This window comes from Pseudomonas germanica (assembly GCF_019614655.1).
Lineage (GTDB): Bacteria > Pseudomonadota > Gammaproteobacteria > Pseudomonadales > Pseudomonadaceae > Aquipseudomonas > Aquipseudomonas neuropathica.
Map to the genome: position 1 here is coordinate 4,063,139 of NZ_CP071586.1, position 15,150 is coordinate 4,078,288.

Genomic DNA, 15,150 nt, shown 5'->3' on the forward strand with positions numbered 1-15,150 from the left:
TCAGGAAACCACTTGGCCGGCCGGCACTTTCAGGCCGTCATGCCACCACGCCGCGAGACTGAAAACGTTGGGCGCCTTGAGAATCGTGAAGTGGTTGCCCGGCCCGTACCACACCGCCAGATCCGTCACCTGGCGTTGCCAGCCTTCAACCATCGCCGCTTGCTCGCGCTGATTGCCCCACGCATCCAGCGTCGGGTCATCGACCAGCGCCAGCCGCACCGGCCCGGTGTAGGCCAACTGCGGTTGATAGACCGTGCGCAAGGCTGTGGCGAAGGTGCGGACCGGGCCGTGCATGGCCTGCGCTGACGAACGCGCAGACAACACACCGGCGCGCACCATGCCCTCGTGCAACAGGCGCATTTGCGTGGTGTCGTCAGCCTCGGCGAACGCCAGCGGGTCGATGCCCAACGACTTGCCGCTGGACAGTTGCAGCGTCTCGATCAAGCGTTCCAGTGCGGCAGTCGTGGTGTACGGTTTGCCCGCCGTACCGTTGCCGCCGGGCGATTCGCTGTCGATCAGGGTCAATGACGCCACCTCACGCCCCGCCGCCTGTAACTGCGCGGCCATGGCATGCGCGACCCACCCGCCGAAGGAATGGCCGATCAGGTGCACCGCACCTTGCGGATACAACTGCTCGACAGCTTGCAGATAGCACTTCGCTGCCGCTTCAACCTGGCTGTGCGGCACGCCGCTGCCATCGAGCCCACGCGGTTGCAGGCCGATGATCGGCCACTCCGGGCCCAAGGCCTCGGTCAGGTGAATGAACCCGGTGACACTGTCGCCCGCCCCCGGCACGCAGAAGATCGGCGCATGCCCGGCGTGCCCGCTCTGAATGGTCAACAGCGGCTGATAGGCCTCTGGCTCCGGAGCCTGCGCAGCGGCCATAGCCTGACTCAAGGCCTGGCCGAGCGCCTGAATATCCGGAGCTTTCATCATGCTGCGGTGATCACCCGGGACATCGATGCAGCGCAGCAAACTTGTACTGATCTTGTTTTCCCAACCGCGGGTCGGACTCGGCTGCGCCTGCCCCGGCATCAGTGCCTGAGCGCGGAACAAGTGCACCGGCTGACTGGCCGGGCTGACCCGGTAATGCGCCAGCGCCAGGCCATGAGCGGCCTCACGATCGAAGTAACTCCAGGCATCCGCTGCACTCAGTGCGGCCAGTTCCGGGTCAGGCAATTGCTGTTCGCAGCAGCGCTGGAACAGCTCATCGAACGCAATGCGTTCGACTTCAGCCTCCAGCCGCTCGACCTCAGCCAACGCTGGCAGCCCTTCTGCACCGCGCATCTGCGAGCGCGCGCGGCAGTGCTCCAGCAACTGATGCTTGTCGCGATGCGCGCCGCTCCAGCGGGTTTTATCCTGACTGGCCGGATGCGGCGCGTAGGTATCGAGCAGACCGACAAACGCCACCGCCTCATCGAGGCCGAGCAACTGCTGAGCGATTTCATACGCCAGCAAGCCACCAAACGACCACCCGGCCAGACGATACGGTCCATGCGGTTGTACCGCCCGGATAATCCCGACCATCCGCGTGGCCATGCACTCAAGCGTGCGCAGCTGCGGCTGCCCCAACGGCACACCGGGCAAACCGTAAATCGGAAACTGCCCCTCGATGTGCATCGCCAATGCCGGGAAATACACCTCCCTGCCGCTGAACTCATGGATCAGGAACAGCGCATCGCCGCCCTCGCCCGGCCGTACCACGACCAGGCCATCCGGCTGTTCGGGCACCGTGTTGCGCTGACAGAGCAGCGCGGCCAGCGACTCGACACTCGGACGCTGGAACAGCTCCGCCAGCGTCACCTGTTGCCCCGCACGCTGCAGCAGGTTGACCAGACGAATCGCCAGCAGCGAATGCCCGCCTAATTCGAAGAAGTTGTCGTGGCGTCCGACCTGCTCGACATTCAGCACCTCAGCCCAGACCCGCGCCAACACGGTTTCGACCTCGCCTTCAGGTGCTTCGTAATGTCGGCTGAGTACCGCGTCGAGGCCCGGCGCCGGCAGCGCCTGACGGTCGATCTTGCCGTTGGGACTCAGCGGCAAAACGTCGAGCGCAACAAACGCACCCGGCACCATGTACTCGGGTAACTGCTCAAGAATGAACGCGCGCAGCGTGTCGATAGCCGGTGCAGCACTGCCCTCGCGCAAAGTGAAATACGCGACCAGTCGTTCGTCGCGCATCAGCACGACCACCTCGCGCACACCCGGGTGCTGGATCAACCGCGCTTCGATTTCACCGAGTTCCAGGCGCAAACCATGCAGCTTGACCTGGAAATCATTGCGCCCGAGGAATTCGAGGTTACCGTCCGCGCGGTAACGCACCAGATCGCCGGTGCGGTACAAGCGGTCACCGGGCACAAACGGACTGTCGATAAAGCGCTCGGCCTGCATCTGTGGCAGTCCCATATACCCTCGCGCCACGCCGATACCGCCGATGTGCAACTGGCCAATAACACCGAGCGGTACCACTTGGTCATGCGCATCGAGCACGTACAAACGGGTGTTACAGATGGCCTTGCCAATCGGCAATTCGGTGGATGGCACGGGCATGTGCGGTTCCAGTGTCCACGCTGTGCTGTCGACCGTGGCTTCGGTCGGGCCATACACGTTATGCAGGCGCACCCACGGCAGTTGCTGGCGCACTTCGCGGGCCAGGGCCGCCGTGAGTTCGCCGCCACCGCAGAACACATCGGTGAGGCTGGTGCATTCACTGACGTCTTGCAGCTCGAGAAATTGCTGCAACAGCGCCGGCACGAACTTGACCACCGTGACCCGCTGTTGACGAATCACTTGCGCCAGATACGCCGGTTCCCGATGGCCGCCCGGCCGTGCCAGCACCAGACGCACACCGGCCGTCAGTGGCCAGAAGAATTCCCACACCGAACCATCGAAACTGAATGGGGCTTTCTGCAACAACGCGCCCTCTGGAGCTGGCGGGCAAATCTGCGAGCCCCAATGCACCAGATTGCACAAGCCACGATGTTCGAGCATCACGCCTTTTGGTGTGCCGGTCGAACCTGAGGTGTAGATCATGTACGCCAGGTTCGAAGGACTCAGGCATGGCACTTGCGGATTGCTTTCCGACTGGTCGTGCCAGGTGCATTGGTCAAGGTCGATCAGCATTGCCTCAGCCTCGGCAAACAGCGATCGCGTGGCCGTCTGCACCAGCACCGCCACCGGCGCGCAGTCCCTGAGCATAAAGTCCAGGCGCTCCGCCGGATAAGCCGGATCCAGCGGCACGTACGCGCCACCGGCCTTGAGAATGCCGAGCAACCCCACCACCAGATCGAGCCCCCGCTCGACGCACAGCGCCACCCGCGCATCCGGCCCAACGCCTTGCTCACGCAGGTGATGCGCGAGGCGGTTGGCACGCGCATTCAGCGCGCGATAGGTCAGGCTGTGTTCGCCCGACTGCACGGCGATGGCGTCCGGCTGACGCCGCACCTGTGCTTCGAACAGGCTCTGCACCGGTTGCTCGACCGGGCAATCAAGCGCCGTCGCGTTGAAGTCGCCGAGCAGGCGTCGCTGCTCATCCTCGGCAAGCAACTCGACTTGCGCCAAAACCGCCTGATCATCACTGACCAGCGCCGCCAGCAAGCGCTGGAGGTAACCGACAAAACGCTGCACGGTCGACTCATCGAACAGCGCGATGGCGTAGCGCAGCGAGCCACGCACCCCGTGCTGGCTTTCGCCCAGACTCAGCGACAGGTCGAACTTCACAAAGTGATTTTCCCCGGCCAGACCTTCCAGCGTCAGCTCGCCGAGTGCCAGGGCTGGCGCCACGCTGCTGTCCCAGCTCAGCAAAGTCTGGAACAACGGTGTGTGGGAAAGGCTGCGCAGCGGCCGGGTGATTTCCACCACGTGTTCAAACGGCAGATCCTGATGCGCCTGCGCGGCCAGCGTCTGCGCTTTGACCCGCGCCAACAACGCTGCCCCCGTCAGATCGCCCGAGGTATCGATGCGCAGCGCCAGGGTGTTGACGAACATGCCGATCAACCCTTCGATTTCGGCGCGGGTACGGTTGGCGACAGGCGAGCCGATGACCACATCGGACTGCCCGGACAGACGCGTAAGCAGCATCGCCCAGGCGCTCATGATCACCATGTACGGCGTCACGCTGTGGCGCTGACAAAACGCCTTGAGACCGGCGCTGGTCTGCGCGTCCAGTACGATCTCGACACTGCCGCCGCGGTGATCCTGTTGCGCCGGTCGTGGACGATCAGTCGGCAGGCTCAGCAACGCCGGAGCGCCGGCCAGGGTCTGCTGCCAGTAATTACTCTGGCGCTGCAACACCTCGCCGCTCAGCCAGCGCCGTTGCCATACCGCGTAGTCGGTGTATTGCAAGGCCAGCGGTGGCAGCGGATCGGCCTCGCCGTGGCTGAACGCCTGATACAGCGCCATCAACTCATGGGTCAGCACGCCCATCGACCAACCGTCGGAGATGATGTGGTGCATCGTCAGCAACAGCACATGGTGCTCATCGGCCAACTGCACCAGCCGTCCACGGATCAATGGATCGTCCTGCAAATTGAATGGTCCGCGCGCTTCCGTATCGAGCAATGTGCGCAAGGCCTCCTCGGTCTGCGGCTGTTGTCGCCAGTCTTCCACAATCAGCGGCAGACCACTGTCGACCGGGGCAATCAGCACCTGTGCTTCGTCGTTCAGTTGGGTGAACCGACTGCGCAGGGTTTCGTGACGAGCGACGATTCGCGCCAATGCCCGTTGCAGTGCCACGGCGTCGAGTCGGCCACGCAGGTGCAAGCCCAGAGGAATGTTGTAGGCGGTGTTGCCGCCATCCATTTGCGCGAGGAACCACAAGCGTTGCTGGGCGAACGACAACGGCAGTGCCTGATCGCGCGGTGCCGGCAGAATCGGCGGCAAGCTGCTGCGTTCGGCCTGACTCAACACTTCGGCGACCGCCGCCAGTTCCGGGTTGGCAAACAGATCGGCCAGCGCCAGCTCCACGCCCAATTGCTGGCGCACCTGGGAGAGCATGCGCATGGCCAGCAATGAATGGCCGCCGAGCTCGAAGAAGTTGTCATAGCGACCGACCTGCCCGACCTGCAACACCTCGGCCCAGACCTGCGCCAGGCTTGCTTCCAGTGGATTGGCCGGTGCCTCGTAGGCCCGTCTGAGCAGTGCCTCCTGCGTCGGTGCCGGCAGCGCCTTGCGATCGACCTTGCCGTTGTTGTTCAACGGCAATACATCGAGTTGCACCCACGCGGTGGGCACCATGTATTCCGGCAGTCGCGCGTGCATTTGCGCGTGCAGTTCAGCGCTGTCCAAATGCTCATCGTGCGCCGTGTAGTACGCCACCAGACGCGGGGAGTCCTGTCCGTCGCGGCGCGCCAGCACCACCGCTTCCTTGATCCCCGGGCAATTCAGCAGGCGGTTTTCGATTTCTCCCAGTTCGATGCGGAAACCGCGAATCTTCACCTGATCGTCGTTGCGCCCGATGCAATCGAGTTGGCCCGGCGCCAGCCAGCGCGCGAGGTCGCCGGTGCGATAGAGCAACGCGCCCGGCATTTCGCTGAACGGATCGCAGAGGAATTTCTCGGCAGTCAGATCCGCCCGGTTCAGATACCCCAGCGCCACGCCCTGCCCGCCGATGTACAGCTCGCCGGTGACGCCCATCGGCACCGGCTGCTGATACGCATCGAGCACGTAAACCTGCGTGTTAGCAATCGGCCCGCCAATCGGCACGCTCTCGGCGTTTTCTGCCACTTCGCGCACTTCAAAGGTTGTGGCGTAGGTGGTGGTTTCAGTCGGGCCGTAGCAATGCACGATGCGCAGTGTTGGCGCCTCGGCCAACAGGCGACGAAACGCCGCCGGATCGCCCCGCTCACCGCCGCACAGCAGAATCCGCAGGCCCTTGAGCGCCTGCGGAATCAGTTGCACGTATTGATTGAACAGCGCGGTGGTGACGAACAGGATCGTTGCGCCACTGCTGCTCAGTTCACGGCCGAAGGCATGCGGATCGAGCAAGGTTTGATGGTCGATGATCACCACGCGACCGCCATTGAGCAGCGGCCCCCAGATGTCCATGGTGCTCGCATCGAACGCCGGGTTCGAGGCGAAGACCACACGATCCTGCGCATTGAAATCGGCGTAACCGTTGTTGAGCACCAAGCGGCCGATGCCCCGGTGCGGCACCATCACTCCTTTCGGCGTGCCGGTCGAACCGGAGGTGTACATGATGTACGCCAGCGACTCGGACGACTGCAGCAGGTTCGGGTTGTGCGTCGGCTGGCCGTTGAGGGTCAGCTTGTCGAGGTCGATACGCGGCGCGGCGTAGTCGATGACTTCGTCGCTCAAGGTCAACAACGCCACCGCGCGGCAATCCTCGACCATGAACGCCTGGCGCTCGCTCGGTGCATTGATGTCCAGCGGCACATAAGCGGCCGCGCATTTGGCAATGGCCAGTTGCGCGACCAGCAACTCCAGCGAACGCGGCAGCAGGATCGCCACGTGATCGCCCGGCTGCACGCCGTGCGCGATCAGGTGATGGGCCAGGCGGTTGGCTTGCGCGTTGAGTTCAAAGTAGCTCAGCGAATGCGCACCATGCACGGCCGCCACAGCTTTGGGATGCGCGGCTGCCTGCTGTTGGAAAACCCCGTGTACGGTCAGTGTTTGCGGGTAGCCTCGCGCCGTGGCGTTGAAGTCGTACAGCAAGCGCTGGCGCTCATCATTTGCCAGCAATGGCACACGTTCCAGCACCGTTTGATCATCGGCAATCATCGCTTCGAGCAGACGTTCGAAGTAGCCGATGTACCGCTTGATCGTCAGCGCATCGAACAGCGCCGTGGCGTAGTTCAGCGTGCCGCGAAGCACTCCGTTGACCTCGCCCAGTGTCAGCGTCAGGTCAAACTTGGCGACATCGCCGGTCCCGGCAACACCCTCCAGCGACAGCTCGCCCAAGGCCAATTGCGGGCCAACGCTGCCGTCCCAGCTTAACGTGCTCTGGAACAACGGGCTGTGCGCCAGGCTGCGCACCGGGCGGGCGATTTCCACCACTTGCTCGAACGGCAGATCCTGATGCGCCTGCGCTTCCAGTGTCCGCGCCTTGACCTGTGCCAGCAGCGCTTCGACGCTGGGCGCGCCCGAGGTGTCGATGCGCACGGCGAGCGTATTGACGAACATACCGATCAGGCCTTCGGTTTCAGCGCGGCTGCGGTTGGCCACCGGCGCGCCGATCACCACATCGGATTGCCCGGACAGCCGACTCATCAGCAACGCCCAGGCACTCATCAGGGTCATGAACAGGGTCGCGCCATGACGCTGGCTCAACGCTTTGAGGCCAGTACTCAGGCGCTCGTCCAGCAACACTTCGACGTTGCCGCCGGTGTAATCCTGCTGCGCCGGTCGCGGGCGATCGGTGGGCAGCGTCAACAAGGCCGGCGCACCGTCGAGGATCTGCTGCCAATATTGGCTTTGCTGCTGCAGCACTTCACCGCTGAGCCAGCGCCGTTGCCATAGGGCGTAGTCGCCGTATTGCAGCGTCAGTGCTGGCAGCGGATCCGGTTGGCCTTGGCTGAACGCCTGATACAACGCCATCAACTCGCCGGTCAGCACGCCCATCGACCAGCCGTCGGCAACGATGTGATGCACGGTCAACAGCAGCACATGATGATCGTCAGCCAAACGCACCAACCGTCCACGAATCAACGAATCGTTCTGCAAATCAAACGTTGTCGAGGCTTCCTGCGCCAGCAATATTTGCAAGGTGTGCTCGGCCTGCGGCTGTTGGCGCAGATCTTCTACGCGCAGCAGCAAACCGTTATCGACCGGGGCAATCGACACCTGCGCGCTGTCGTCGAGGCGGATGAAACGGCTGCGCAGGGTTTCGTGGCGGGCGACGATCCGCGCCAGCGCCGATTGCAGGGCATCGACGTCGAGGTGACCGCGCAGGCGCAAGCCGAGAGGAATGTTGTACGCCGAGTTGCCACCCGCCATTTGCGCAAGAAACCACAGGCGTTGTTGGGCGAAGGACATCGGCAGCGCCTGATCACGCGGTGCCGGCAAGATCTCCGGTAACGCGCTGCGCCCGGCGCGGTTCAATACTGCAGCGATTGCGCTCAATTGCGCATCGGCAAACAGATCACTCAGCGCCAGTTCGACGCCGAGGCGCTGACGGATCAGCGAGACCATGCGCATCGCCAACAGCGAATGACCGCCCAGTTCGAAGAAGTGATCGTGACGGCCGACCTGCCCGACTTGCAGCACTTCGGACCAGATCTGCGCCAGCGCGGTTTCCAGTTCACCTTGCGGTGCCACGTATTCGCGGGTCGGCAGCGCGGCCAGATCCGGTTTCGGCAATGCCTTGCGGTCGACCTTGCCATTGGCGGTCAGCGGCAAAGCCTCGAGCCGGACAAACGCTGCCGGCACCATGTAGTCCGGCAACTGCGTCAGCAGATGCTCGCGCAACTCGCCCACTGCCAGTGGCTCGGCCCCCGCCTGTTCGGTGAAATAGGCCACCAGTCGCGGCTGGCCGGGTTGGTCCTCGCGGGCCAGCAACACCGCTTCGTTGATACCAGGGAGCTGATTGAAGCGAGTCTCGATTTCGCCCAATTCAATGCGCATGCCACGGATTTTCACCTGGTCGTCGTTACGCCCCAAGTAGTCGAGCGAGCCGTCTTCGCGCCAACGGGCAAGGTCACCGGTGCGGTACATGCGCGCATTCGGCAAGGGGCTGAACGGGTCGCGCAAGAAGCGCTCGGCAGTCAGGTCGGCGCGATTCAGATAACCCCGGGCCACGCCCGCGCCACCGACGTACAACTCGCCCATGACGCCCATTGGCACTGGCCGTTGCTGCTCGTCGAGCAAATAAACCGCCGCGTTCGCCACCGGTTTACCGATGTGCAACGCCGCGCCAACGTCGATACGCCCGGAAGTCGCGACCACGGTGGCCTCGGTCGGGCCGTAGTTGTTAATCACGGCGAAGCGCTGCTGACGGCTGAACTGGCGCAAGCGATCGCCACCGATCAGCAAGGTGCGCAAGGTCGGATGATCGAGGTTCTGACTGAACGCATATTCGGCGACCGGTGTTGGCAAAAAGCTCACGTCCAGCGGCTGCGCACGCCACCAGTCGAGCAACCCATCGATGTCTTCAGCGCCGTCATGGGATGGGGCCAGGTGCAGGGTCGCGCCCGCGCACAGGGCCGGCCAGACTTCCCACGCCATCGCATCGAAACCGAATCCGGCAAGGCTTGAGGTGTGGCTGCCGGCGCGTAAATCGAACGCTTCACAGTGCCAGTCGACCAGATTGGACAACGTTTGATGTTCGACCATGACCCCTTTGGGCAGACCGGTCGAACCCGAGGTGTAGATCACGTACGCCAGATGCGTAGCGCTCAGGCCCGGCACTGCAGGGTTGTGCTGCGCCTGCGCCGGCCATGCGCACAGATCGACATCAATCACTGGCACGCTCAACAGCGGCAGTCTCTGGTGCAGATCGCTTTGCGTGAGCACCGCGACCGGTGCGCTGTCGCTCAGCAAATAACTGATCCGCTCGGCAGGATGCGCCGGATCGATCGGCACATAGCCGGCGCCGGCCTTGAGGATGGCGACCAGCCCGACCAATGTATCCAGGCCCCGGCGGGCGACGATGGCCACGCGGTCATCGGCTTTCACCCCGATGGCGATCAAGTGATGCGCCAAGGCATTGGCCTGGCGATTGAGCTGCAAGTAAGTCAGTGGCTGTCCGGCAAACACCGCTGCAATAGCCTGCGGACGCTCGGTGACCTGCGATTCGTAGCGCTGGGCAATCGTCAGCTCACGCGGGTAGTCAGCCTCGGTCGCATTGAAATCCACCAGCAACTGTTCGCGCTCATCTGCCGGCAGGATCGACAACCGGTCAAAGCCCACGTGCGGCGTGTGCTCCAGTGCCTCCAGCAACGTCATCAACGCTCCCTGCATGTACCCGCAGATACGCTGCGCATCAATGCCGGCCCCGGCCAATACCTTCAGGCGGAAGTCTTCACCGAGATCATCAACGCTGAGAGTCAGGCGATAGTTGGTGTGTTCCTCGGCAGCGAGCAATTGCATGCCGTGCCACGCCGCTTGCACCTCAGCGGATATCGGCCCGACCGGGGCGCTGTGACGATAGTTGAGCAGCGTGCTGAACAGCGGCGTGCCCGCCGGCATGGCGCTGCATTGCTGCACCTGCGCCAGTTGCGCATGTTCATGGGCCAGCAACTGACTCAGGCGTTCGTGGGTCGCCAGTGCGGCGCCTTTGACGCTATGGGCGTTCAGCTCGATGCACAGCGGCAAGGTATTGATGAACACACCGAGTGCCCGCTCCGATCCTTCACCGCCCTGCAATCGCCCGAGCAACACCGTGCCAAACACCACGGCGTCGCGTCCGGACAATTGCCCCAGCACCTGTGCCCAGGCGAGGTGCATCAGGCTGGCGGCGCTGACCCCCAAACGCCGGGCCTGCTGACGGATGCTGTGGCTCAGCGCGTTTTCCAGGTCCAGTTGCGCCTCTTGTGCAGGGCCGTCGCTGGCCAGATTCTGCCCGTAAGGCAAGGTCGGCTCATCAACAGCGCCGAGCATCTCGCCGAAGAAACTGGCGTGCGCTTGCGCGGTCAGGCCGGAACGGGTGTGCGCCACGTAATTGCGGTACGGCATCGGTTCGCTCAGCAGCCCGTCGTTGCCCAGCAGAAACGCCTGCATCTCGTGCTGCAACACCTCCAGCGCCACGTGATCCATCACCAGGTGATGGAACAGCAGCAACGCCACCACGCGTTGATTGGCCTCATCGCGGCCGTGCACCACGCGCATCAGCGGCGCCTCGGTGACGGGCATGCGGTAGTTATCGATGGTGAAGCGTCTGCGCAACTGGCTCAGCGCATCGCCCGCTTCGGCGTCTAGCGGCAAGGCCTCGCAGCCCAGCGAAGCCTGACGCCAGACCACTTGCACCGGCTCTTCCAGCCCCTCCCAAAACAGCGACGTGCGCAGAATGTCATGGCGTTCGATTACCCGTTGCAGGGCATCAGTGAACACTTGCAAACGCTGTTCATCAGCGAAGGCAAACTGCGCCTGCAGCACATATGGATCGCCGTGCGCGGCCGACAGATGATGGAACAGGATGCCGGTTTGCAAAGGTGCCAGCGGGTAGATGTCCTGAACATTGCGCACACCGCCGGGGACGCTTGCAACGATACGGTCGATCGTCGCTTGGTCCAGCGCTACCAGCGGCAACAATTCGGGTGTGATGCGCGGGCAATCGGCCGCAATGAGGTTTGCCGGCACCGCCGCATCAGGTTCTCCGCCCACAGCCGCAGCGAGCGCGGCCAATGTCGGCTGGCCAAAGAGCACACGAATATCCGCCGACAGGCCGGCCCGACGCATGCGCGCAACCAGATTGACCGCCAGCAACGAGTGACCGCCCAGTTCGAAGAAATGATCGAAGCGCCCTACCCGCTCGACCTTCAGCAACTCGGCCCAAATCCCGGCAATCACGGTTTCGACTTCACCGATCGGGGCTTCGTATTCCCGGCTCAGCAGCGCAGTCTGGTCGGGAGCCGGCAAGGCCTGGCGATCCAGTTTGCCGTTGGGGCTCAGTGGCAAGGCCGGCAAATACACAAACACGGCAGGCACCATGTAGGCCGGCAGATGCTTGAGCAATTGGCTGCGTAGCTGATCTGTTTCGACGAGTTCGCCGCTGTAGTACGCGACCAGACGCTGATCGCCCGGCACGTCTTCACGGGCCAGCACCGCCGCTTCGCGGACACCGTCGACCTGCGCCAGATGCGCCTGAATCTCGCCCAGTTCGATGCGTAAACCACGGATTTTGACCTGATCGTCATTACGCCCCAGGTACTCGATATTGCCATCGGCCAGATACCGTGCGACGTCACCCGTGCGGTACAAACGTGCGCCGGGATGATCACTGAACGGATCGTCGAGGAAACGTTCGGCGGTCAGCTCAGGCCGATTCAGATAACCCCGCGCCACCTGCACGCCGCCCAGATACATCTCGCCGACCACACCCCATGGCGTCGGTTGTTGGTGAGTATCAAGGATGTACACGCGGGTATTGCACAGCGGTTTGCCAATCGGTGGCGCGCCTTGCGGTACCGGCGAATTCGCCTCCAGCGTCCATACGGTGCTGTCGACGGTGGCTTCGGTCGGGCCATAAACGTTGTGCAGGCGTACCTGCGGCAGACGTTCACGCACGCTGCGTACCAACGCGGCCGTCAGCGCACCGCCACCACAGAACACATCGGTAAGGCTGCTGCACTCGCCCACCTCTGCCACTTCAAGGAATTGCTGCAACAGCGCCGGCACAAACTGAACGACGTTGACCTGTTGCTCACGAATCAGTTGCACCAGCGCGGCTGGATCGCGGTGGTCGTCCGGGCCCGCGAGGATCAGACGCATACCGCAGCTCAACGGCCAGAACAGCTCCCACACCGAGGCGTCGAAACTCAGCGGGGTTTTCTGCAACAGCGCGGCGCCGGTAGAAAGCGGACACAGGCTGGCGCTCCAGTGCAGCAGATTGCCCAGGTTGCGGTGCTCGACCATCACGCCCTTCGGCGTGCCGGTGGAGCCGGAGGTGTAAATCACGTAGGCCAGGTTCGCGGCGCTCAGGCCTGGCACCTGCGGATTACTTTGCGCAAGGTCTTGCCAGGTGCAATGGTCGAAATCGACCAACACACCGGCCCACTCGCCGATCAGCGCACGCGTCGGCGCATGCACCAGCACCGCCACTGGTGCGCTGTCCTCAAGCATGTAGGCCAGACGCTCAGCAGGATACCCCGGGTCCAGCGGCACATAAGCGCCGCCGGCCTTGAGAATCGCCAACAGACCAACCAGCAATTGCGGCCCGCGCTCGACGCAGATCGCCACCCGCGAATCGCGGCCCACGCCGCACTGGCGCAGGTGATGGGCGAGCTGGTTGGCGCGACGGTTCAACTCGGCGTAACTCAAACGCAATTCACCGGCCACCACGGCATCCGCGTCTGGCGTGCGCAACACCTGCGTCTCGAAGCGAGCATGAACAGTCTGCTCAAGATCGTGGGTGACAGTGGTTGCGTTCAGATCGACCAGCAGATGCTGACGCTCATCGTCCGCCAACAACGTTACCTGCTCCAACACCGCTTGATCGTTGCTGACCATCGCCTGCAACAGGCGCTGGAAGTAGCCGACGTAACGTTGAATAGTCGACTCATCGAACAAGGCAACGGCGTACTCCAGCACACCGCGAATGCCGTCCGGCGCATCTGCCAGCGTCAGTGACAGATCAAATTTGGCAAAGTGGCTCGGTTCGGCAACGCTTTCCAGCGTCAGCTCGCCGAGACTCAGGCTGGCACCGTGGCCACTGTCCCAACTGAACATCGCTTGAAACAACGGGCTGTGCGCCATGCTGCGCGCAGGCTTGGTGATTTCCACCACTTGCTCGAAGGGTAGATCCTGATGCGCCTGCGCCTCCAGCGTTCGCGCCTTGACCCGCGCCAACAGCGCCTCGGTGCTCAACTCGCCCGAAGTATCGATACGCAGCGCCAGGGTGTTGACGAACATGCCGATCAGGCCTTCGATCTCGGCGCGGGTTCGGTTGGCCACCGGCGAACCGATGACTACTTCGGCTTGCCCGGACAAACGACTCAACAGGCTCGCCCATGCGCCGAGCATGAGCATGTACATCGTCACGCCGTGACGCTGGGCCAAAGCCTTGAGTCCGGCACTCAGGCGTTCGTCGAGCACCACCTCGACGGTGTTGCCGGCGTAATCCTGCTGCGCCGGGCGCACACGATCAGTCGGCAGCGTCAACAGTGCCGGAGCGCCCGCCAGGGTCTGTTGCCAGTACTCACTCTGGCGCTGCAACACCTCACCACTGAGCCAGCGCCGCTGCCACACTGCGTAGTCGGTGTATTGCAGCGCCAGCGGCGGCAGTGGATCTGGTTGACCGTGGCTGAACGCCTGATAAAGCGCCATCAGTTCACGGGTCAGAACCCCCATCGACCAGCCATCGGAGATGATGTGGTGCAGGGTCAGCAGCAGCACATGATGATCGTCGGCCAGCCGCACCAGGCGTCCGCGAATCAGCGCATCGTCTTGTAAGTCAAACGGCCCCGAGGCCTCGCCCTGAATCAGCGCCGCCAAGGTCTGGTCGGCTTGCGGATGCTGGCGCAGGTCTTCAACGCGCAGCAGCAGACCGCTGTCGACCGGGGCGATCAGCACTTGCGCATGGTCATTGAACTGGGCGAAACGGCTGCGCAGGGTTTCGTGACGCGCAACGATACGCGCCAAGGCTTGTTGCAGCGCATGCTCATTCAGTTGCCCACGCAGGCGCAGGCCGATGGGAATGTTGTACGCGGTGTTGGCGCCTTCCATTTGTGCGAGAAACCACAAGCGTTGCTGGGCGAACGACAGCGGCAACGCGCCGTCACGAGCCACCGCGACAATCTCCGGTTGCGTGCTGCGCCCGGCTTGCGCCACCGCCTCGGCAACCGCTGCCAGTTCGGCGTTGGCAAACAGATCGCCCAGCGCCAGCTCGACACCAAGACGCTGGCGAACCTGGGACACCATGCGCATGGCCAACAGCGAGTGACCACCGAGTTCAAAAAAATGATCCTGACGCCCGACTCGCTCGACTTGCAGCACCTGCGCCCAGATCTGCGCCAAGGCGCTTTCCAGTTCGTTGTGCGGCGCCTCGTATTCGCGGGTGAACAGCGCCGCTCGCTCGGGTTTCGGCAGGGCCTTGCGGTCGACCTTGCCATTGGCGGTCAACGGCAGCGCGTCGAGTCTGACGAAGGCCACCGGCACCATGTACTCCGGTAACTGGGTCAACAGGTGCGCGCGCAACTCGGCCACGGCCAACGGTTCGACCTGGCTCTGCTCGGTGAAATACGCCACCAGTCGCGGTTGGCCCGGCTCATCTTCACGCGCCAGCAGTACGGCTTCCTGAATACCGGGCAACTGATTGAGGCGGGTTTCGATCTCCCCGAGTTCGATACGCACGCCACGGATTTTCACCTGATCGTCGTTACGCCCCAGGTACTCGATCGTGCCGTCCGCGCGCCAGCGTGCGAGATCGCCGGTGCGATACATGCGCGCATTCGACAAGGGGTGGAACGGGTCGTGGAGGAAGCGCTCGGCGCTCAGGTCGGCACGGTTCAAATAGCCGCGAGCGACCCCGGCACCGCC

General features: G+C 63.3%; 1 protein-coding gene (running past one end of the window). It reads right to left on the minus strand.

Translation table 11 applies throughout. The features are described from left to right. Nucleotides 1-15,150, minus strand: the 3' portion of a protein-coding gene (locus tag J0G10_RS17915; protein ID WP_220556376.1) for a non-ribosomal peptide synthase/polyketide synthase. It continues 2,694 nt past the right edge of the window; the window shows 15,150 of its 17,844 coding nt (coding positions 2,695-17,844); its start codon lies beyond the right edge, outside the window; the stop codon is at nucleotides 1-3.